The sequence below is a fragment of the Streptomyces collinus genome (assembly GCF_031348265.1).
Classification (GTDB): domain Bacteria; phylum Actinomycetota; class Actinomycetes; order Streptomycetales; family Streptomycetaceae; genus Streptomyces; species Streptomyces collinus.
Map to the genome: position 1 here is coordinate 1,449,117 of NZ_CP133771.1, position 19,187 is coordinate 1,468,303.

Here is a 19,187-nt window from a genome sequence, read left to right on the forward strand (position 1 = left end):
GGAGGATCCCGCGAGTCAGCTCTGGTGCCGTTCGGGGCCTGCCGTGGAACGGGCCTCGACAAGCGCCCGCAGCGCCCGGGCGTCGGCGATCGCACGCTGCTTGGCCAGGCCCGGCTGGATGCCCAGAGCAGGCAGGCTGGTGCCGTCGCTGAGGTTGAGGAAGACCCAGGGGTCGCCCGGCCGGAGGGTCACCTGGAGGATCTCCGCCCACTCCAGCCGGCGCTTGTTCGTGAGATTGACGACAGTGACGCCGTCCTCGTCGACGACGACCTTGGGACGCGCCAGGAGCAGCAGCACGGCGTCCAGCAGGAGCGCCGTGAAGATGAAGCTGACGCGTTCGCCGGGGCTGAGCTGCTTCAGCAGCATCGCGACCGCCGTGATCACCACGAAGATGGCGACGGCGGCCGTGAGCAGCACCACGCGGGTGCTGCCCGGCCGGAACGTGACGGGCAGGGTCGGAATGTCGGACATCTCGCGCACGTCCCTCAGAGACGGCAGGCGTGGATGGCCGTGGTCAGGATGGCCCGGGCGCCGATGTCGTACAGGTCGTCCATGATCCGCTGGGCTTCCTTGGCCGGAACCATGGCGCGGACGGCGACCCAGCCCTCGTTGTGCAGCGGGGAGACGGTCGGGGACTCCAGGCCGGGCGTGAGGGCGACGGCCTTCTCCAGCTGCTCGACGCGGCAGTCGTAGTCCATCATCACGTACGTCCGGGCGACCAGGACGCCTTGGAGGCGGCGCAGGAACTGCTGCACCTTGAGGTCGTCGGCGTCCGCGCCGGTGCGGCGGATCACCACGGCCTCGGACTTCATGATCGGCTCGCCGGCGACCTCCAGGCCCGCGTTGCGCAGCGAGGTGCCGGTCTCGACGACGTCGGCGATGACCTGGGCGACGCCGAGCTGGATGGCGGTCTCGACGGCGCCGTCGAGGTGGACGACGGAGGCGTCGATGCCGTGCTCGGCGAGGTGCGCCGCGACGATGCCCTCGTAGGAGGTGGCGACGGTCTTGCCGGCCAGGTCGGCCAGGCCGCCGATCGTGCCGGGCTTGGCGGCGTAGTGGAAGGTGGAGCGGGCGAAGCCGAGGGCGAGGATCTCCTCGGCTTCGGCGCCGGAGTCGATGAGCAGGTCCCGGCCGGTGAGGCCGATGTCCAGCTGCCCGGAGGCGACGTAGATCGCGATGTCGCGGGGGCGGAGGTAGAAGAACTCGACCTCGTTCACCGGGTCGACGATCCGCAGTTCCTTGGACTCCCGGCGCTGCTGGTAGCCGGCCTCATGCAGCATCTCCGCCGCAGGGCCGGACAGGGAACCCTTGTTGGGGACGGCGATGCGCAGCATGAGGTCGGCTTCCTTTGCGTCGTGCGGGACGGGAACGGGTGCGGCTCAGAGGTGGGCGTAGACGTCGTCGAGGGAGATGCCGCGGGCGACCATCATCACCTGGACGTGGTACAGCAGCTGCGAGATCTCCTCGGCGGCGGCTTCCTTGCCCTCGTACTCGGCGGCCATCCACACCTCGGCGGCCTCTTCGACGACCTTCTTGCCGATGGCGTGGACGCCCTTCTCGACCAGTTCTGCGGTGCGGGAAGTGGCGGGATCGCCCTGGGCGGCCTTGTGCTGGAGCTCGGTGAAGAGCTCCTCGAACGTCTTCTTGGACATGGTGACGCTCAGCCTATGCCACAGGTGGCTTCCGTCAGCGCCAGGGTTCGGATACTGAGCGGAGGGTGGCCGCGGTCGCCACCGCCGCCGTCACCGCCTCGTGTCCCTTGTCCTCGTTCGAGCCCTCGATGCCGGCGCGGTCCAGGGCCTGCTCCTCGGTGTCGCAGGTGAGCACGCCGAAGCCGACGGGGACGCCGGTGTCGACGGAGACCTGGGTGAGGCCCTGGGTCACGCCCTGGCACACGTACTCGAAGTGCGGGGTTCCGCCGCGGATGACGACGCCGAGGGCGACGATCGCGTCGTAGCCGCGGCCCGCGAGGACCTTGGCGACGACCGGGAGCTCCCAGCTGCCGGGGACCCGGAGCAGGGTCGGCTCGTCGATGCCCAGGTCGTGCAGGGCGCGCAGGGCGCCGTCCACCAGTCCGTCCATCACCTTCTCGTGCCACTGTGCCGCGATGACGGCGACCCGGAGGTCACCCACATTGCGTACGGACAGCTCCGGTGCACCCTTGCCGCTCACGTTGCTCCTCTTGTGCTCTGTTACTGGTTGCCGCAGGCCGGCACGGTGGTCGTGTCCAGCCAGGGCAGGTCGTGGCCCATCCGGTCCCGCTTGGTGCGCAGGTAGCGGAGGTTGTGCTCGCCGGCGTTCACGGGCATCGGCACACGGGCCTTGACCGCGATGCCATGGCGGACGAGCGCGTCGGTCTTGTCGGGGTTGTTGGTCAGCAGCCGGACACCGCGCACGCCGAGGTCGGCGAGGATCTGCGCCCCGGCGGCGTAGTCGCGGGCGTCGGCGGGCAGGCCCAGTTCGAGGTTGGCGTCGAGCGTGTCACGGCCGCGTTCCTGGAGTTCGTAGGCGCGCAGCTTGGACATCAGGCCGATGCCGCGGCCCTCGTGTCCGCGCAGGTAGACCACGACGCCGCGGCCCTCTTCCTGGATGCGGGCGAGGGAGGCGTCGAGCTGGGGGCCGCAGTCGCAGCGGGCCGAGCCGAAGACGTCGCCGGTGAGGCATTCGGAGTGGACGCGGACGAGGACGTCCTGGCCGTCGCCGATCTCGCCGTGCACCAGGGCGATGTGCTCGACGCCGTCGACCGTGGAGCGGTAGCCATGGGCGGTGAAGGTGCCGTGGGCGGTGGGCAGTTGGGTCCTGGCCTCGCGGCGGACGGTGGGTTCGCTGCTGCGGCGGTAGGCGATCAGGTCCTCGATGGAGATGATCGTCAGGCCGTGCTTGCGGGCGAAGGGGATCAGCTCGGGCAGGCGCAGCATGGTGCCGTCCTCGCCGGCGATCTCGACGATCGCGCCGGCCGGGCGCAGCCCCGCGAGCCGGGCGAGGTCGACGGCGGCCTCGGTGTGGCCGTTGCGGGTGAGGACCCCGCCGGGCCGGGCGCGCAGCGGGAAGATGTGGCCGGGGCGGACGAAGTCGTCGGACCCGGAGACGCCGTCGGCGAGCAGCCGGAGCGTGGTGGCGCGGTCGGAGGCGGAGATGCCGGTGCTCACGCCGTGCGCGGCGGAGGCGTCGACGGAGACCGTGAACGCGGTCTTCATCGACTCGGTGTTGTCCTCGACCATCTGCGGCAGCCTCAGCCGGTCCAGTTCGTCGCCCTCCATGGGGGCGCAGATCAGACCGCGGCACTCGCTCATCATGAAGGCGACGATCTCGGGGGTCGCCTTCTCGGCGGCGATGACGAGGTCGCCCTCGTTCTCCCGGTCCTCGTCGTCGACGACCACGACGGGGCGGCCGGCCGCGATGTCGGCGATGGCCTGCTCGACGGGGTCGAGCGCGAAGGTCTCGACGTCGTCGGTGCTGTAGAGGGCGGTTGTGGCGCTCATGCCGGCGCTCCTTCCAGGGTGGGCCGCGCGGGCTGACGCGAGCGCAGCCACCAGTCGCGCAGGCCCCACAGGACGAGCGCGCCGTAGATGACGTAGACGAAGCCGGAGAAGGCGTAGCCGTTGGCGAAGTTGAGGGGTACGCCGACGAGGTCGACGAGCAGCCAGGCGAACCAGAACTCGACCATGCCGCGTGCCTGGGCGTACATGGCGACGACGGTGCCGACGAAGATGTAGGCGTCCGGCCAGGGGTCCCAGGACAGCTTCGGGTACGCCGTGAAGAGCAGCGCCACCGCGACCGTGCCGGCGGCCGCCGCCGCGGCCATCGCGGCGCGCTCGCGCCAGGTGGCGAACCGTACGGCGATGTGACCGTCGCCCCCCTGCTCCTTGCCGCGCTGCCACTGCCACCAGCCGTACAGCGCGACGAGCATGACGACCGCCTGCTTGCCCGCGCTGCCGGTCAGATGCCCGAAGAAGGCTCCGAAGAGGATGAGGCCGGCCAGGAACTGCACGGGCCAGGTCCAGATGGAGCGCCGCCAGCCGAGGGCGAGGGCGGCCAGGCCGAAGAGGTTGCCGACCATGTCCGACCAGAGGATGTGCTGGCCGAAGAGGACGAACGCCTCGGAGTTCAGCGAGTTCACCGGGTCGCCCCCTGCGCACGGTCGCCCAGAGCACGGTCGCCCAGCATCCGCTCGACGTACTTGGCGATGACGTCCACTTCGAGGTTGACCGGGTCGCCGGGCTGCTTGTGGCCGAGCGTGGTCAGGTCGAGGGTGGTGGGGATGAGGCTCACCGTGAAGTGGTCCTGGCCGGCGTCGACGACGGTGAGGCTGATGCCGTCGACGGTGATGGAGCCCTTCTCGACCACGTACCGGGTGAGGTCGGCGGGCAGGGAGATCTTCACGATCTCCCAGTTCTCCGAGGGCTTGCGCTCCAGGATCTCGCCGGTGCCGTCCACGTGGCCCTGCACGATGTGCCCGCCGAGGCGTTCGCCGACGGCCATGGGGCGTTCGAGGTTGACCCGGGAGCCGGCCCTGAGGGCGCCGAGGCTGGAGCGGTTCAGCGTCTCGGCCATGACGTCGGCGGTGAATTCGTCGCCTTCGTGGTCGACGACCGTGAGGCAGACGCCGTTCACGGCGATCGAATCGCCGTGCTTGGCGCCTTCGGTGACGACCGGGCCTCGCAGGCGGAAGCGACAGGCGTCGTCGAGGGTCTCGACGGCGGTGACCTCGCCCAGCTCTTCGACGATTCCGGTGAACACTTCCCGGGTCCTCCTGCCTCTTCGGGCACGGACTCCGGGGCTGTCGATGACGACAGAGGTACGAGCAGGGACACCGGGGACGACGCCGGACGGAGCCCGTCACGGGGACGGACTTCTCGGCGGCGCGCACGAATGCCCGCTCGCCGCGCACTGCCTCCCATCCGGACTTTAACCGTCGGTCCAGGAATTTCACCTGGTCAACCGGCCGCTGGAGGCGACCGGGTCGCGGACTGTAACCGCCGGTTCGGACTTTCACCGACCCCGGAGTGCGCTGCTACTGGTACACGGCCAGTGTGCCACGCCTGATCGCGCTGGAGAGAGGCCCGACGTGTGGGCTGCCTCACAGACCGTGTCACACCCCTTCCCGAGCGCGACCGGCACTCCAACTCTCCCACCGGGCCGACTTCTTGAGGTCCGGTATTGGTACACACCTATTGACGATGTGGTCTAGTCCTTTCTAGGGTCATCGCCGGGATCGGCTCAACCCCCCGACCGGCCCGGCGGCGGTGACGACGGCCCTTGCCCGCCGTCGGGCCTCCTCACGCCGGGCGTGCGGCCTCTGGCAGGGTGAGGCGTATGACCACAACCAGCGCCGAGGAGTTCGAAGTCCACCGGCCCCGGCTGTTCTCGCTCGCCTACCGATTGCTGGGCTCCGCCGAGGAGGCCGAGGACGCGGTCCAGGACGTCTACCTGCGCTACAGCGGCGCCGACCGGGCGGGGATCGAGCACCCGGCGGCCTGGCTGGCCAAGGTCGTCACCAACCTCTGTCTGAACCGGCTCACCTCCGCGCGGGCCCGGCGCGAGCGGTACGTCGGGACCTGGCTGCCCGAGCCCGTGATCACCTCGGACGGCACGCTCGGCCCGCTGGAGTCCGCGGAGCAGCGGGACGCCGTGTCGATGGCGATGCTGGTGCTGCTGGAGCGGCTGACACCGACCGAGCGGGCCGTGTACGTGCTGCGGGAGGCGTTCGGCTACGGGCACCGGGAGATCGCCGGGGTGCTGGACCTGAGCGAGGCCAACTGCCGTCAGCTGTACCGGCGTGCCGTGCGACGGGTGGGCGAACCCCAGGCCCGGTTCGAGCCCGCCTCCGAGCGCCAGGAGGAGCTGGTCTCGTCGTTCATCACGGCGGCCCGTGACGGGGACCTGGCCGGGCTGGAGAAGCTACTCGCGGCCGACGCGACCTGGTGGAGCGACGGTGGCGGCAAGGTCACCGCGGCGCGGTGGCCCATCGAGGGCGGGGCCGGCATCGCCCGGTTCCTGGCGGGCGGCGGGCCGAAGTTCGCGCGGGGCCTGGATTTCGTGCCCGCCGAGGTCAACGGGGCGCTGGGGCTGGCGAGCTGGGCGGGCGACACGCTCGTCGGACTGTCGGTGATCGAGGTGCGCGACGGGCTGGTCACGGGTGTGCGTGCCGTGGTCAATCCGGAGAAGCTGGCGTTCGCACGGCGTCAGCTCACCCGGCCGTAGGACCGCAGGGCGCGCCTGTCACATTCGGCGGGGCTGTTCGGTCTCAGTGGCGAGGGGCGCTCCACCCGGGAGCGCCCGACGTCCGAAGGGGCTGAACAGCATGACCACGATCCTGGTGACCGGCGGCACCGGAACGCTGGGGCGGCTCGTCGCCGAGCGGTTGCGCGCAGGCGGGCACGAGGTGCGGGTGCTCAGCCGGCACAGCGAGCCGTACGCGGTGGATCTGCGAGCGGGCGGAGCCGGCCTGGACGCGGCCGTCGCCGGCGTGGACACGATCGTGCACTGCGCGTCGGCACAGAAGGGGGACGAGCAGGCGGCCCAGAACCTGATCAGGGCGGCCCACGGTGCGGGCGTGCCACATCTTGTCTATGTGTCGATCGTGGGCGTCGACGAGGTACCGCTCCCGTACTACCGGAGCAAGCTCGCGGTGGAGAGGCTGGTCGAGGAGTCGGGGATCGGCTGGACCGTGCTGCGGGCGACGCAGTTCCACGATCTGCTGATCATGATGTTCCAGGGGCTGTCGAAGCTGCCGGTGATGTTCCTCCCGGCGGGCGTGCGGGACCAGCCGGTGGAGGTGGCCGAGGTCGCGGACCGGCTGGCCGAGCTGGCGGAGGCCGCGCCGGCGGGGCGGGTCGAGGACATGGGCGGGCCGGAGGTACGACCGCTGGAGTCCCTGGCCCGTGCGTATCTGAGGGCGTCAGGCCGTCGGCGAGCGGTGGTGAACGTACCGCTGTGGGGAGCGGCGTACCGGGGCTTCCGGAGCGGGGGCCATCTGACGCCGCGACGGGCGGTGGGCAAGGGATCGTTCGAGGAGCACCTGGAGAGCCGGTTCGGGGGCGGCCGGGTGTAGGCGCGCAGCGGGCGGCCCGGGGGCTGCGGAGGGGACGGTTCCACGGCCTACCAGCCCTGGGAGGGCTGGGGTGGGGGCCCTCCCGGCGCGAAGAGTTCCTCCTGGGCACGGTCCCGGGCCGTCAGCAGTGCGCCGCGCAGGACCGCGCCGCCGCCCAGCGTCGTCGCCCGTACCTCCGTCGGCAGGGGCGTCATCCGGGCGATGCGGTCCCGCACCCGCGAGGCGAGCTCCTCGCCACCGGCCTGACCGACCTCACCGCCGAGCACCACGCACCCGGGGTCCAGGATCGCCACCACGGAGGCGACCCCGACGGCCAGACGATCGGCGAGGGCGTCCAGGAAGCGGGCGGCTGAGGCAGGGGCGGGGGGTGGGGGTGCCTCGGCTCCGGGGGAGCGAGACTCGGCCCCGGGCACGGGCGCGGCCCCTCCCGGCAGCAGCGGCGCCGCATCCCCAGGTGTGGGCGCGTCCCCTCGCGGCATAAGCATGGAGCTCCCAGTTCCGCTCGCCCGCACCGCTCCCTCGGCGTCGTCCGCGGCCGGCTCCTCCCCCGGCCCCCCGTCCGACGCACGCGTCACGGCGACGGCCGCCCGTACCACCCCCGCCGCGGACGTCAGCTCCCGCGGCGTCGCCGCGATGTCGCACTCGGCCGCGAGGGACACGACCGCCGCCGCGGAGGCCAGCGAATGGAAGCCGCCCTCGCAGTCCGTCGAGGTCGGCAGTGCCGTCGTACCGGGGACCGGGAGGAAGCCGATCTCGCCGGTGCCACCGGAGGCGCCGCGGCGCAGGGCGCCGTCGAGGACCACGGCCGCTCCCGTCCCCTGGCCCAGCCACAGCAGGACGAAGGTGTCCCGGTCCCGGGCCGCTCCGTAGCGCTGCTCGGCCAGTGCCGCGAGGTTGGTCTCGTTCTCGACGCTGACGCGGGCCTCGGGCAGCCGCTCCTGGAGGGTGGCGACGAGTCGGCGGTGCCACTCCGGCAGCCCGGTGGAGTCGCGGAGTTCGCCGCTGGACGGGTCGATCAGACCGGGCGCTCCGATCCCCACGGTGTGCAGGCGGCCGGCCCCGGCCTCCTTCGCCACACGCTCGACCAGCGTGACCGCCTGCTGCACGGCGGGACCCGTTCCGGTGTCTCCGCCGATCGGCACCGACGCCTCGGCCAGCACCCGCCCCACCAGGTCCGTGACGGCCACGGCGACGCCTTCGGTGCGGACGTCGAGGGCGGCGAGGTGGGCCCGGTCGGCGACGATGCCGTAGACCTTCGCGTTGGGGCCGCGCCGCTGCTCCCCCGCCTCACCGACGACCGCGATGAGCCCGGCGGCACCGAGCCGTTCGACGAGGTCGGCGACGGTCGGCCGGGACAGACCGGTCAGCTGCTTCAACTGCCCTGCCGTCAACGGGCCTTCCTGCTGGAGCAGACGCAGGGCGAGCCGGTCGTTGATGGCCCGGGCGGTGCTCGGGGATGCGGGCATGCCGGGATCCTTCCAGACGGGCGGAGCCGTCGGCCGTGGCCTGCCGGGAGACCCTCTTATTATCAGGCAGGGTTCCTGATAGTTTACGCCCGCACCGGACACGAGCCCGGCACAGACCTGGAGGGGGACCGCAGAATGGGCAAGGTGGTCGACGAACAGCGCCTGGTGAAGCGGTCCCGGTACGCCGTGGCCGCCGTCTTCGCCGTGCACGGCGCCGTGACCGGCTCGTTCGCGACCCGCGTGCCGTGGATCCAGGACCACGCGGGCGTGAGCGCGGGCCAGTTGGGGATCGCCCTCGCCTTCCCCGCGCTCGGCGCGTCCGTGGCGATGCCCCTCGCCGGCAGCATCAGTCACCGCTTCGGCGCCCGCAACGCGCTGCGCGGACTGATCGCCCTGTGGACCCTGTCGCTGGTCCTGCCGTCCCTCGCCCCGAACCTGTTGACGCTCTGCCTGGCCCTGTTCACGTACGGCGCGACGGCGGGCATGGCCGACGTGGCGATGAACGCGCTGGGGGTCGAGGTCGAGAACCGCCTCGGCCGGTCGATCATGTCCGGGCTGCACGGCATGTGGAGCGCGGGCGCCCTGGTCGGCTCGGCGGCCGGCACCCTCGCCGCACACCTCGGCTCGGACGCCCGGCTGCACCACGTCCTGGCCGCCGCGGTCCTCACCGTCGTCGGCGTGGCGTCCTGCCAGTGGGTGCTCGACCTGCAGCCCGCCGAGGACGAGGAGCCGCCGCCGCGCTTCGCGCTGCCGCCCCGCTCGGCGCTGCTCATCGGCGCGATCGGGTTCTGCGCGGTGTTCGCGGAGGGCGCCAGCCTGGACTGGTCGGCGGTCTATCTGCGCGAGCAGCTGGAGACCTCGGCCGGGCTCGCCGCGGCCTGCACGACGGGCTTCACGCTCACCATGGCCGTCGCCCGGCTCGCCGGTGACAGGATCGTGGACCGTTTCGGTGCCGTACGGACCGTGCGGGCGAGCGGTGTGTTCGCCGTCCTCGGCGGGCTGCTGATCGTCGTGGCGGACCATCCGGCGGTGGCCATGGGCGGGTTCGCGCTGATGGGCCTGGGCATCGCCGTCGTCGTACCGCTGTGCTTCGCCGCGGCCGGCCGCAGCGGGGCCAACCCGAGCCTGGCCATCGCGGGCGTCGCGACCATCACCTACACCTCGGGCCTGATCGCGCCGAGCGCGATCGGCATGCTGGCGCAAGCGACCAGCCTGATGGTGTCGTTCTGCCTGGTGACGGCGCTGTCGTGTGGCCTGGTGGCATTCGCCGGTGTGCTCCGCCCCGGCGAGCGGACGAAGATCGGCCGGCCGGACGCGGCGGTCCCCGACCGGCGGCCCTGAAGCCGCCGCACGGCGCCCACGGGGAGGGACTCTCAGCGGGGGTGCGAGCCGCCGGGGCGCGCCCAACGCCCGCGCCGTCGGCGACGCTCAGCCGTTCACCATGATCGGTGAGTCCGGTGGGCCGTCCTTCAGCAAGGGCGGCAGCAGCTCCGGCAGCTCGGCCGGCCTCAGCACATCCGAGGTCGTGGCCAGTTCCGCCGCGGTCCACCAGCGGTGCCCTGTGATGGCGGCCTTCTCGATCTCCTCGAAAGCCGAGGTATCGACCTCGAACGCATGCACCCGGGCCATGTAGTACCGCTGGCGAACCTCGTAGGCCACGCCGCCCCGGACCGTCGTCCACGGACGCCCTCGCCATATCTCAGGCCCCAGGGAGACATGGGGCAGCCCGGTTTCCTCCCGCAGCTCCCGCAGGGCTGCCTGTTCATGGCTTTCGCCTGGTGCGAGTCCCCCTCCGGGGGTGAACCAGCGGACGGAACCGTCGTCTTCGTTCCTCGCTGAGAACAGCAACAGCCGATCGGCGTCGTCCAGCAGCACCACGCGCGCGCTCGGGCGCGGCACCAGCCTTCCCTCCGGTATCACCACCTCGTCAGGTTAGAGCCACGCCAGGCGGCCGCCCGCCGGAGGGGTGTTCAGGAGCTGGTTCGAGGGGTGAGGCGGTGCCGTCGCCGCCACGTGCGCTGACGTGTGCGGGGCACCTCCGGTCATCCCTGACAATGGTCCGGACATAAACGGTCCCACGACGAAAGCGACACCCGATGGATCTCGGCGTCCGCTGGAAACTGCACGGCGACGGACGCACCCCGGCGCCCGGCGCGGTGGTCCGCCCCGACGAGCGGCTCTCCTGGCCCCGCACGGCAGGGCTCGGCGCCCAGCACGTCGTGGCGATGTTCGGCGCGTCCTTCGTTGCCCCGGTTCTGATGGGCCTGGACCCGAACCTCGCGATCATGATGTCGGGCGTCGCGACCGTGGTGTTCCTGCTCGCCACCCGCGGCAGTGTGCCCAGCTACCTGGGATGCTCGCTCTCCTTCGTCGGCGTGGCGGCGGTGATCCGCGCGCAGGGCGGCAGCAGCGCGACCGTCACAGGAGCGGTGTTCGTCGTCGGGGGCGCGCTGTTCCTGGTGGGGCTCGCCGTGCGGCGCTTCGGGGCGCGGATCATCCACGCCACCATGCCGCCGATCGTGACCGGCGCGGTGGTGATGCTGATCGGCTTCAACCTGGCACCGGTGACGGCCTCGACGTACTGGCCGCAGGACCAGTGGACCGCCCTGCTGGTGATGCTGTTCACCGGTCTGGCGGTCGTCTGCCTGCGCGGCTTCTGGTCCCGGATCGCGATCTTCCTGGGGCTGGTCTTCGGGTACGGCATCTCCTGGGTGTTCGACCTGGTCTTCGGCAAGATCCACTCGGTGGACGCGAGCGGCAAGGTCACCGACCACTGGCGGCTCGACCTCTCCGGCGTGGGCCAGGCCGACTGGATCGGGCTGCCGACCCTGCACGCCCCGTCGTTCGAGTGGTCGGCGATCCTGGTCGCCCTGCCCGTCGTCATCGCGCTGGTGGCGGAGAACGCCGGGCACGTCAAGGCGGTCGGCGAGATGACCGGCGACCCGCTGGACGACAAGCTCGGCACGGCGATCGCGGCCGACGGCGTCGGCTCGATGCTGTCCACCGCGGTGGGCGGCCCGCCGAACACCACGTACTCCGAGAACATCGGCGTGATGGCCGCGACCCGCGTGTACTCGACGGCCGCGTACTGGGCCGCTGCCGGCTTCGCCCTGCTCTTCGGCGTCTGCCCGAAGTTCGGCGCGGTCGTGGCGGCGATCCCGGGCGGGGTGCTCGGCGGCATCACCGTCATCCTGTACGGCATGATCGGCCTGCTCGGCGCGCAGATCTGGATCAACGCCAAGGTGGATCTGCGCAATCCGCTGAACCTGGTCCCGGCCGCCGCGGGCATCATCATCGGGGTCGGCAACGTCTCTCTGAAGTTCTCGGACACGTTCTCGCTGAGCGGCATCGCGCTCGGCACGATCGTCGTCATCACCGGCTACCACGCCCTGCGGGCCTTCGCCCCGGCCCACTTGAAGACGCAGGCGCCCCTGCTGGACGAGGGCACCTCCTCCTACGACAACGCCAAGTCGTAGGCGTACGACGCCGTGAACGTCCCCGGCCTGCCCTTGCAGCCGTCCGACTCCCCCGGCAGCTTCACCCACAGGTAGGCGTCGATCCGGGCCTCGCCCGTGCTCAGGGTCGGGGTCCGGCCCAGTTTGCGGCCCGCCGGGTCGCACCACTCGCCGTCGGCCGGGGCGCCGTTGCCGTTGCGGCTGGTGTCGATGACCGCGCCGAGGTTCTCCGGGCCGCCGAGCGCGTCCAGCACCCGCCGGTCGTAGCCGACCTCGTCGGCGGTGGTGTGGAAGTTGGAGACGTTGCTGAAGATGCCGTCGGAGGACTCGGGTGAGGCGGCACCGGCCTGCCGGAGCCAGGCCGCCTGCTTGCCGGGCGCGTTCCAGCCCGAGTGCCCCGCGTCGAAGTAGACCCGGGCCCGGGGGTTGGCGGCCTTCAGGACGCGGCCGGCCCGGGCCAGCGAGGCGAAGCGGTCCGCGCGTTCACCGGCGGAGAGGCACTCGGCCTGGGCGAGCGAGTCGGGCTCCAGGACGACGATGACCTCGCCCGAGCCCAGCCCCGCCGCGAACCGTTCGATCCAGGCGTCGTAGGCGTCCAGGCCGGGCGCCCCGCCCTGGGAGTGGCCGCCGCAGTCCCGGCCGGGGATCGCGTACGGCACGAGGACGGGCACCCGGCCGAGCGCGGCCCCGCCCGAGGTCACGGCGGCGACCCGGGCGGTGACGGTGTCCGGCGAGTAGTCGGCGAACCAGACGGCCGCCGGCTGCTCGGCGATACGGGACGCGATGACCGCGTGCCGGGCGTCGCCCGAGTGGGAGCGGACCCACTCCAGGACCTGGGAGTCCGGGTGGCGGTAGAGACGTCCGGCTGCGGCGGTGCGGTGCTCCCGCTTCTTCGCGGGCTTCGAGGGCGTGGAGGTCGTCGTCCGGCGCGCGGACGGGGACGGCGAGGGCGGGGCGGACGCGGTGGTGGCCGGTGCGGACGGCGTCGGCACCGCCGGCAGCGGCGCCAGCCGGGGCGAGGCCGACACCTCGGGAGGCCCGGCCTCGTCGGAGGACCGACCGCCGTCGCCGAACGCGGCGAGGACCCCCGCGACCGCACCGGCCACGACGACGAGCGAGGCCGCCACGACCATCGCGCCACGCCGGGCGGCACGCCTGCGCCCTGCCCTGCGGGCGGCCAGGCGCTGGGCACGCGAGCCTGCCACGGTGCTGCTCCCCCTCCCCCTGCGGCGGGCACTGTTCCCCCGTTTCGGGGAAGAGCCGGGCCCGCCGGTGCTCCCGCCAGCCTAGAACTGCGACTCTGCCCGCATGCCGCGATGCGAACAACTCCCCCCAGCCGTGGACACTCCGGTCGACACCGTCATCTCCCGTCTGCGCGCGCTCGACGCGACCCTGCACCCGCGGGACGGGGTGGCGGTCTTCAACCGCGTCTACCTCGCCGTGACGGAGGCGGTGGACCGGTACGTCGACACCGGGCGGTTCGCGGACGCCCACGCCGCGATCACGCTGGACGTACGGTTCGCGCAGCGGTACCTGGCGGCCGTCCAGGCGGTCGCGGACGAGCGGCGTCCGCCTGCCTGCTGGCGGCCGCTGTTCCAGTTCCGCCGCCATCCCGGGGTACGTCCGTTGCAGTTCGCGCTGGCGGGCATCAACGCGCACATCGGGCACGATCTCGCGCTGGCCGTCGTGGACACCTGCCGTACGCTCGGCTGCGCTCCCGTCGATCTGGAGGACGAGTTCGACATGGTGGGCGATCTCCTCCTCTCGCTGGAGGAGCGCATCCGCGACGATCTGATGCCGGGTCCCGATCTGTTCCGGATCGCCGACCCGCTGACCCATCTGCTCGGCTCCTGGAGCCTGGAGCGCGCCCGGGACGCCGCGTGGACGGCGGCCCGGGCGCTGTGGGCCCTGGGTGAACTCCCCGATGTGGCCGACGAGTTCACGGAACGGCTGGACACGGCGGTCGGCTTCGCTGGGCGCATGCTGCTCACGCCCCTGGCCGAACCCGGGTGTCGCTAGTGCCTAGTCCTCCGGCAGTTCCACGGGGGCGATCTCGTCGTAGACGTCGCCGGGGCCCGGGTTCGTCGGGTCGGTCGTGCCGCCGAGGTGGTGCATCACGCCCCAGACGGCGTTGAGGGCGGTCTGGATGGCGCCCTCGGCCCAGCCGGCCGTCCAGGAGATGTCGTCGCCGGCCAGGAAGATGCCGCGCTTGTCCTCGGGCAGCCGGTCCTGCATGAAGTGCGTGAACAGGCGCCGCTGGTAGCGGTAGTGGCCGGGCAGGTTGGCCTTGAACGCGCCCATGAAGTAGGGCTCGTTCTCCCAGGAGACCGTCACGGGGTTGCCGATGATGTGCCCCCGGATGTCGACCTTGGGATAGATCTCGCCGAGCGACTTCAGCATGACCTCCATCCGCTCGTTCGCGGACAGCGGCAGCCACTTCAGGCTGTCGTCGCACCAGGTGTAGGAGAGGCAGATGACGGCGGGCTTGTCGGGGCCGTCGTCGAGCAGGTAAGTACCGCGCGTCATACGGTCGGTGAGCGTCATCGACATGACGTCACGGCCCGTCTCCTCGTCCTTGTCCAGCCAGAAAGGCCTGTCGACCGGCACGAAGAGCTTGGAGCTCTCCATGTAGTGGGTGCGCTCGATCGCCGTCCAGTGGTCGATCGGGAAGAGCGAGTCGTCACAGGCGATCTTCGACAGCAGCATCCAGGACTGGGCGGTGAAGATGGCCGCCTGGAACGTGCGGATGTCGCCGTCCGCGTCGGTCACCGTGATGCGGTTGCCGGCGGTGCGGTGCAGCCGGGTCACCGCCGGGCGGGGCTCGCCGCCCTCGTGCAGGCTCGCGAGCGAGGTGCCCTGGGCCCAGTGCACGATCTTCTGCGGCTCGCGCTCCCACAGGCGCAGCGGCAGCTGCTGCGAGCCGCCGACGATGCCGCGGTGGTGGTCGTCGGCCTCGGTGTAGACGACGCGCAGGATCTCCAGGATGGAGTTCGGGAAGTCGGTGTCCCAGCCGCCCGTGCCGAAGCCGACCTGCCCGAAGATCTCGCGGTGCCGGAAGGACTTGAACGCCTCGGAGTCGCAGAGGAAGCCGTAGAAGGTCTGGTTGTCGAGCTTCTCCACGAGCCGGGACCAGATCTCGCGGATGCGCGGGACGTCCCGCTCGCGCAGGGCGCGGTTCATGTCGGAGAAGTCGGCGCCCTCCTCCAGGCACCGGTTCCAGGCCTCGGCGACGTCCCGGTAGACCTGGGGCAGGTCGGCGACCGTCTCGGCGTAGTGCGACTCGCCCTTGAGGTCGACGACCGTCGACGGGGTCGCCTCGGCGAGCGGGTTGGGGAACGCCCGGGTCTCCAGGCCGACGAGGTCGATGTAGTGCTGGAGGGCCGTGGAGGAGGGCGGGAAGCGCATCGCGCCCATCTCGGCGGTGAGGGACTCGTCGCAGCCGTCGAAGCCCACCGTGCGCAGCCGGCCGCCGATCTGGTCGGCCTCGTACACGACCGGCTTGAGGCCCATCTTCATCAGCTCGTACGCGGCGACGATGCCGGACAGGCCGCCGCCGATGACCGCGACCTCCGTGCCGTGCCCGGTCGCGGGTATCTGCCCGAGGCCCGCCGGGTGGGCGAGGAAGTCGTCGTACGCGTACGGGAAGTCCGGGCCGAACATGGTGATCGGCGGCTGCTGCGCGTCTGCGTGCTCGACGGCGTTGGGCACGGTGGACGTCATGGGGTACGAACTCCTTGCACGGGTACGAACGGGCGGTTCAGCGGGGGTGGTCAGACGAGCGGCCCGTAGAGGCCGGGCCGCCGGTCGAGCAGATACGGGTTGGCCTCGCGCGAGGCGGCGAGGAAGGCGGGATCGACGTCGGCGAGGACGAGGTCCTCACCGCGTCCGGCCCGGGTGCGGGCGATCCCGTCGGGCCCGGCGAGCGTGGACAGGCCCACGAACTCGAACTCGCCCTCCTGACCGGCCCGGTTGACGTACGCGACGTACATCTGGTTCTCGAAGGCCCGCACCGGGATCATCGACTCGGCCACGAACTGGAACGGGTGCATCTGCGCGGTCGGCACGACCAGCAGGTCGGTGCCGGCGAGGGCGTGGGCCCGGACGTTCTCCGGGAACTCCACGTCGTAGCAGATGAGGATGCCGACGCGTACGCCGTCGATCTCGGCCTGAACGATCTGCCGGTCGCCGGGCGTGAAGTGGTCGCGCTCGAAACAGCCGAAGAGGTGGGTCTTGCGGTAGTTCGCGAGCCGGGTGCCGTCGGCGGAGATCAGCTGGGCGGAATTGAACACGGCGTCGCCGTCGCGCTCGGGGTACGCGTAGGCGATCGCCAGGCCGTGGTTCGTCGCGATCTCGGCGATCGCGTCCGCGCACTCGCCGTCGGCGGGCTCGGCGAGGCGGCCGATGGCGTCGCCGATCGCGTACCCGGTCAGGAACATCTCCGGCGTCACGAGCAGCCCCGCCCCCGCGGCGGCGGCCCGGCCCGCGGCCTCGTCGAGAACCTTGAGGTTCTCGACGGTGGAGCCGGGTCGGCCGGAGCTCTGGAGCAGGGCGGTGCGCATGCGTGTTCCTCACCGGGCGGAAGGGTCGTTGGAGGGGCCACGTAGACGGTACGGGCGGCTGACCAGGGCGGACAAGAAGGAGCCGTTGCGCGCCGGTGAACGGTTCGTTGCGTGCGTCCGGGGGCGGGCGGCGATTCGTTGCGCGCCCTGAGGCGTAGCACGGCTCCACCTCGGAGCCCGGGCCCGTCGCCCTCTCCCCGCCGCGCGGCGGAGACGGGGTCCCGCCCTGCGCGCGATGTCGCGGCCGCACCGGGCCGGGAGAGTTGGGGCTGTCCGGTCAACCTGCGGAAAGGACCGAAATGAAGCGCCGTACGAAGATCGTCATGCTCGGCTCCGCACTGCTGCTCACAGCCGGGGCGGCCTCGGCCGCGACGGCATCAAACGCGCCCCGGCAGCAGGAGGCCGCGTCGGACGCGCCCCGGCGCCATGAGGCCACGTCGGACGCGCCCCGGCAGCGGGAGGCCGCGGCCCTCACCGGCACCGCCAAGCTGTACCGCTCGGCCGGGGACGACATCACGTTCTCCTTCGACGCGCATCTGGCCGCGAAGGACAAGGCCGATCCGATGAAGGCCACCGGCACCTTCCGGTTCAGCCACTATCTGAACGGCTCCGGCGCCCGGGCCGAGGTCGAGGTCGACTGCCTGATCACCGGCGGCAAGGTGGCCGTCGTCTCCGGTGTGATCACCGAGTCGGACCTGCCGGGGGCCGAGGGCAAGCGCGTCGGCGTCACCGTCCACGACCTCGGCCGCCACGACCGGCTCGGCTACAGCTGGGCCTCGACGGGCCGTCCGGGCGAGGGTGACGAGCCTCCCCGGTGCGTGAGCTCCGCCCCCTTCGAGAAGGTGAAGAAGGGGACCGGCGACTTCACGGTCGTCCCGTGGCAGCCCGAGCTCTAGCCAGCGCCAGGGCCGTCACGAGGTAGGGAAACGCCAGCACCGCGAAGACCGTGCCGTGCGGCAGGTCCGTGCCGAGCAGCGCGTACACGCCGAACGCGGCGACCGTGGCCAGCTCGGTGCCCAGGCTCGCCACGGAGGTCAGCGTGGCCCGGCGTGACTCGTCGATGCGGTGCTGGAGACGGACGTCGGCGAGTACCTCGGCCAGCTGGAACCCGGCGAAGGCGAGGCTCACGAGGGCGATTCCGGCCAGGGAACGGGACACGGCTCCCACCGCCAGGGCGAGGGCGGCGCCCGCGAGCAGCATCGCGAGCCCGCTCGTGCCGAGGCGTTCGGCCGGTCCGGCCAGGAGGCTGCCGAGGGTGACGCCGGCCCAGATCAGCATGATCAGGTAGGGCACCGTCGCCTCGGCGACGCCGATGTCGCGGACCAGCAGGGGGGTGTACTCGTCGAGCGCGCCCCACACCGCGGCCACGGCCGGGACCAGCAGCAGGGCGCCGCGCACCGAACGGTCCCCGCGGACTTCGGCGAGGCCGGTCCGCAGGGTCGTCGCCCAGGTGTCGCCCGCGCCTTCCGCCCGCACCCGGTGTTCGGGGAACCGGGTCGCGGTGACGGCGGTCAGCACGCAGGCCAGGAAGCTCGCGGCTCCGACGGCCGCGTAGCCGCCCTGCGCGAAGACCGGCCCCGCCAGGCCTATGGAAGCCACGGTGCCCAGCAGTCGCGCGGCCCGGGCCCGGCCCATGACCCGCGCGTACCGGTCGGCGGCACCGAGCCGGTCCAGTTCGTCGTAGACCAGCGCCTCCAGAGCGCCGGAGCCGAGGGCACCGCCCGCGCCCCACAGGATGAAGCCCACCGCGAAGGCCCCGTACGAGGGAACGGCCACCCACAGCGCGAAGCCGGCGGCGGTGAGCAGGGGACCGATCCACAGCAGCCTGCGACGCGACACGGCGTCGGCCCAGGCGCCGGAGGGCACTTCGAGCACCACACCGGTGACCGACCACAGGGCGAACAGGGAGGAGATCTGCCAGAGCGACATGCCGGTGTCGGCGAACAGCAGCGCGTACACCGGGTAGAGCAGGACGAAGTCGTCGAGGAACGCGTAGCCGTACAGCGTGCGGGTCAGACGGCGGACACCGGCGACGGGCACGCGCGCGGGTGAGAGTGTCATGAGGCCTTCCCGGAAGGACGGATCGGACGCCGGAGGGACGGCGTCCGAGGCGGTCCTCGGGAGGCACGGCTGGTGGATCAATGTCGCCAGGTCATGACACCCAGGCTAGAGGTGTCCCATGGAACGGGCCACGGAGTTACGTGGGCGACCCGGACGAGAAGCGCCGCAGCAGCGGCGAGAGCACGAGCACGGACTTGGTCCGCTCGACGAACGGCTCCCCGGCGATCCGTTCCAGGACCCGTTCGAAGTGGCGCATGTCGGAGGCGAAGACCTGGACGATCGCGTCCGCGTCTCCGGTGACGGTGGACGCGGCCACGACCTCCTGGTAGCGCTCCAGACCCCGCTGGATGGTCTCCGGGGAGGTGTTCCCGCGGCAGTAGATCTCGACGAACCCCTCGGTCTCCCAGCCGAGGGCGCCCGGGTCCACCCGTACGGTGAAGCCGGTGATGGCTCCGGTGGCCCGCAGCCGGTCCACACGCCGCTTCACGGCGGGTGCGGACAGGCCGACGATTGAGCCGATGTCGGCGTAGGAGCGGCGGGCGTCCTCGGCGAGGGCGTGCACGATGCGTTCGTCGAGATCGTTCAGCACAGT

Annotated in this window: 20 protein-coding genes and 1 riboswitch; of the genes, 6 read left to right on the forward strand and 14 right to left on the reverse strand. The window is 71.9% G+C overall.

Features of this window, described 5'->3' with window-relative positions:
* Positions 1–15 precede the first annotated feature (15 nt).
* The 7 genes from RFN52_RS06440 to RFN52_RS06470 are packed head-to-tail and all read right to left on the reverse strand — an operon-like array spanning position 16 to position 4,740.
* On the reverse strand, positions 16–471 hold the full coding sequence (locus RFN52_RS06440; protein WP_184843551.1) for a PH domain-containing protein: 456 nt from the start codon (positions 469–471) through the stop codon (positions 16–18).
* A 14-nt stretch (positions 472–485) separates the two neighbouring features.
* Positions 486–1,334 (reverse strand): ATP phosphoribosyltransferase, encoded by an 849-nt coding sequence (gene hisG / locus RFN52_RS06445; RefSeq protein ID WP_184843554.1) that lies wholly within the window; start codon positions 1,332–1,334, stop codon positions 486–488.
* 45 nt (positions 1,335–1,379) lie between these two features.
* Positions 1,380–1,652 carry a phosphoribosyl-ATP diphosphatase gene (locus RFN52_RS06450; protein WP_003988914.1) on the reverse strand — a complete coding sequence of 91 codons (273 nt, stop codon included), beginning with the start codon at positions 1,650–1,652 and terminating at the stop codon, positions 1,380–1,382.
* A gap of 34 nt (positions 1,653–1,686) precedes the next feature.
* Positions 1,687–2,172, reverse strand: a complete 486-nt coding sequence (ribH, locus tag RFN52_RS06455) for a 6,7-dimethyl-8-ribityllumazine synthase (RefSeq protein WP_030038615.1) — start codon at positions 2,170–2,172, stop codon at positions 1,687–1,689.
* Positions 2,173–2,192: 20 nt separating this feature from the next.
* The gene (locus RFN52_RS06460; protein WP_184843557.1) at positions 2,193–3,482 is read right to left on the reverse strand and encodes a bifunctional 3,4-dihydroxy-2-butanone-4-phosphate synthase/GTP cyclohydrolase II; all 1,290 of its coding nucleotides are present in this window, start codon (positions 3,480–3,482) and stop codon (positions 2,193–2,195) included.
* Positions 3,479–4,120 carry a nicotinamide mononucleotide transporter family protein gene (locus tag RFN52_RS06465; RefSeq protein ID WP_184843560.1) on the reverse strand — a complete coding sequence of 214 codons (642 nt, stop codon included), beginning with the start codon at positions 4,118–4,120 and terminating at the stop codon, positions 3,479–3,481. The genes RFN52_RS06460 and RFN52_RS06465 overlap by 4 nt, the downstream gene beginning before the upstream one ends.
* On the reverse strand, positions 4,117–4,740 hold the full coding sequence (locus RFN52_RS06470; RefSeq protein WP_184843563.1) for a riboflavin synthase: 624 nt from the start codon (positions 4,738–4,740) through the stop codon (positions 4,117–4,119). Before RFN52_RS06470 ends, RFN52_RS06465 begins: the two co-directional genes overlap by 4 nt.
* A gap of 143 nt (positions 4,741–4,883) precedes the next feature.
* A riboswitch (FMN riboswitch) is annotated at positions 4,884–5,014 on the reverse strand.
* Between the two features lie 302 nt (positions 5,015–5,316).
* On the opposite strand from RFN52_RS06470, the gene RFN52_RS06475 reads away from it, so the two are divergent.
* Both RFN52_RS06475 and RFN52_RS06480 read left to right on the forward strand, forming a co-directional pair.
* Entirely contained in the window at positions 5,317–6,204 is an 888-nt protein-coding gene (locus RFN52_RS06475; RefSeq protein WP_184843566.1) for an RNA polymerase sigma-70 factor, read from the forward strand.
* 100 nt (positions 6,205–6,304) lie between these two features.
* Positions 6,305–7,054 carry an SDR family oxidoreductase gene (locus RFN52_RS06480; protein ID WP_184843569.1) on the forward strand — a complete coding sequence of 250 codons (750 nt, stop codon included), beginning with the start codon at positions 6,305–6,307 and terminating at the stop codon, positions 7,052–7,054.
* A 47-nt stretch (positions 7,055–7,101) separates the two neighbouring features.
* On the opposite strand, the gene RFN52_RS06485 is transcribed toward RFN52_RS06480, so the two are convergent.
* Positions 7,102–8,520 (reverse strand): ROK family transcriptional regulator, encoded by a 1,419-nt coding sequence (locus tag RFN52_RS06485; RefSeq protein ID WP_184843572.1) that lies wholly within the window; start codon positions 8,518–8,520, stop codon positions 7,102–7,104.
* A gap of 135 nt (positions 8,521–8,655) precedes the next feature.
* Between RFN52_RS06485 and RFN52_RS06490 the strand changes: the two genes are divergently transcribed.
* Positions 8,656–9,861, forward strand: a complete 1,206-nt coding sequence (locus tag RFN52_RS06490; protein WP_184843574.1) for an MFS transporter — start codon at positions 8,656–8,658, stop codon at positions 9,859–9,861.
* Positions 9,862–9,948: 87 nt separating this feature from the next.
* On the opposite strand, the gene RFN52_RS06495 is transcribed toward RFN52_RS06490, so the two are convergent.
* Positions 9,949–10,443, reverse strand: coding sequence for an NUDIX hydrolase (locus RFN52_RS06495; protein WP_184843577.1), 495 nt, complete (start codon positions 10,441–10,443; stop codon positions 9,949–9,951).
* A gap of 173 nt (positions 10,444–10,616) precedes the next feature.
* Between RFN52_RS06495 and RFN52_RS06500 the strand changes: the two genes are divergently transcribed.
* On the forward strand, positions 10,617–11,996 hold the full coding sequence (locus RFN52_RS06500; RefSeq protein WP_184843580.1) for a uracil-xanthine permease family protein: 1,380 nt from the start codon (positions 10,617–10,619) through the stop codon (positions 11,994–11,996).
* Here the strand turns inward: RFN52_RS06500 and RFN52_RS06505 are convergent.
* On the reverse strand, positions 11,975–13,108 hold the full coding sequence (locus tag RFN52_RS06505; protein WP_184853812.1) for a glycoside hydrolase family 6 protein: 1,134 nt from the start codon (positions 13,106–13,108) through the stop codon (positions 11,975–11,977). The two genes, RFN52_RS06500 and RFN52_RS06505, sit on opposite strands and share 22 nt — an antisense overlap.
* Before the next feature lie 175 nt (positions 13,109–13,283).
* Here RFN52_RS06505 and RFN52_RS06510 point away from each other — a divergent pair, with 175 nt between their 5' ends.
* Positions 13,284–13,994, forward strand: a complete 711-nt coding sequence (locus RFN52_RS06510) for a DUF5995 family protein (RefSeq protein ID WP_184843583.1) — start codon at positions 13,284–13,286, stop codon at positions 13,992–13,994.
* A 3-nt stretch (positions 13,995–13,997) separates the two neighbouring features.
* Here RFN52_RS06510 and RFN52_RS06515 read toward each other — a convergent pair whose 3' ends face one another.
* Both RFN52_RS06515 and RFN52_RS06520 read right to left on the reverse strand, forming a co-directional pair.
* Positions 13,998–15,695 (reverse strand): flavin monoamine oxidase family protein, encoded by a 1,698-nt coding sequence (locus tag RFN52_RS06515; protein ID WP_184843586.1) that lies wholly within the window; start codon positions 15,693–15,695, stop codon positions 13,998–14,000.
* Positions 15,696–15,745: 50 nt separating this feature from the next.
* Positions 15,746–16,534 carry a carbon-nitrogen hydrolase family protein gene (locus RFN52_RS06520; RefSeq protein ID WP_184843589.1) on the reverse strand — a complete coding sequence of 263 codons (789 nt, stop codon included), beginning with the start codon at positions 16,532–16,534 and terminating at the stop codon, positions 15,746–15,748.
* A gap of 299 nt (positions 16,535–16,833) precedes the next feature.
* Between RFN52_RS06520 and RFN52_RS06525 the strand changes: the two genes are divergently transcribed.
* Entirely contained in the window at positions 16,834–17,430 is a 597-nt protein-coding gene (locus tag RFN52_RS06525) for a Repetin (RefSeq protein WP_184843592.1), read from the forward strand.
* On the opposite strand, the gene RFN52_RS06530 is transcribed toward RFN52_RS06525, so the two are convergent.
* Together RFN52_RS06530 and RFN52_RS06535 are read right to left on the reverse strand one after the other, a co-directional pair.
* Entirely contained in the window at positions 17,399–18,595 is a 1,197-nt protein-coding gene (locus RFN52_RS06530) for an MFS transporter (RefSeq protein WP_184843595.1), read from the reverse strand. The two genes, RFN52_RS06525 and RFN52_RS06530, sit on opposite strands and share 32 nt — an antisense overlap.
* A 136-nt stretch (positions 18,596–18,731) precedes the next feature.
* A complete protein-coding gene (locus RFN52_RS06535) occupies positions 18,732–19,184 on the reverse strand; it encodes an Lrp/AsnC family transcriptional regulator (protein ID WP_184843598.1) in 453 nt (150 codons plus the stop codon).
* Positions 19,185–19,187 lie beyond the last annotated feature (3 nt).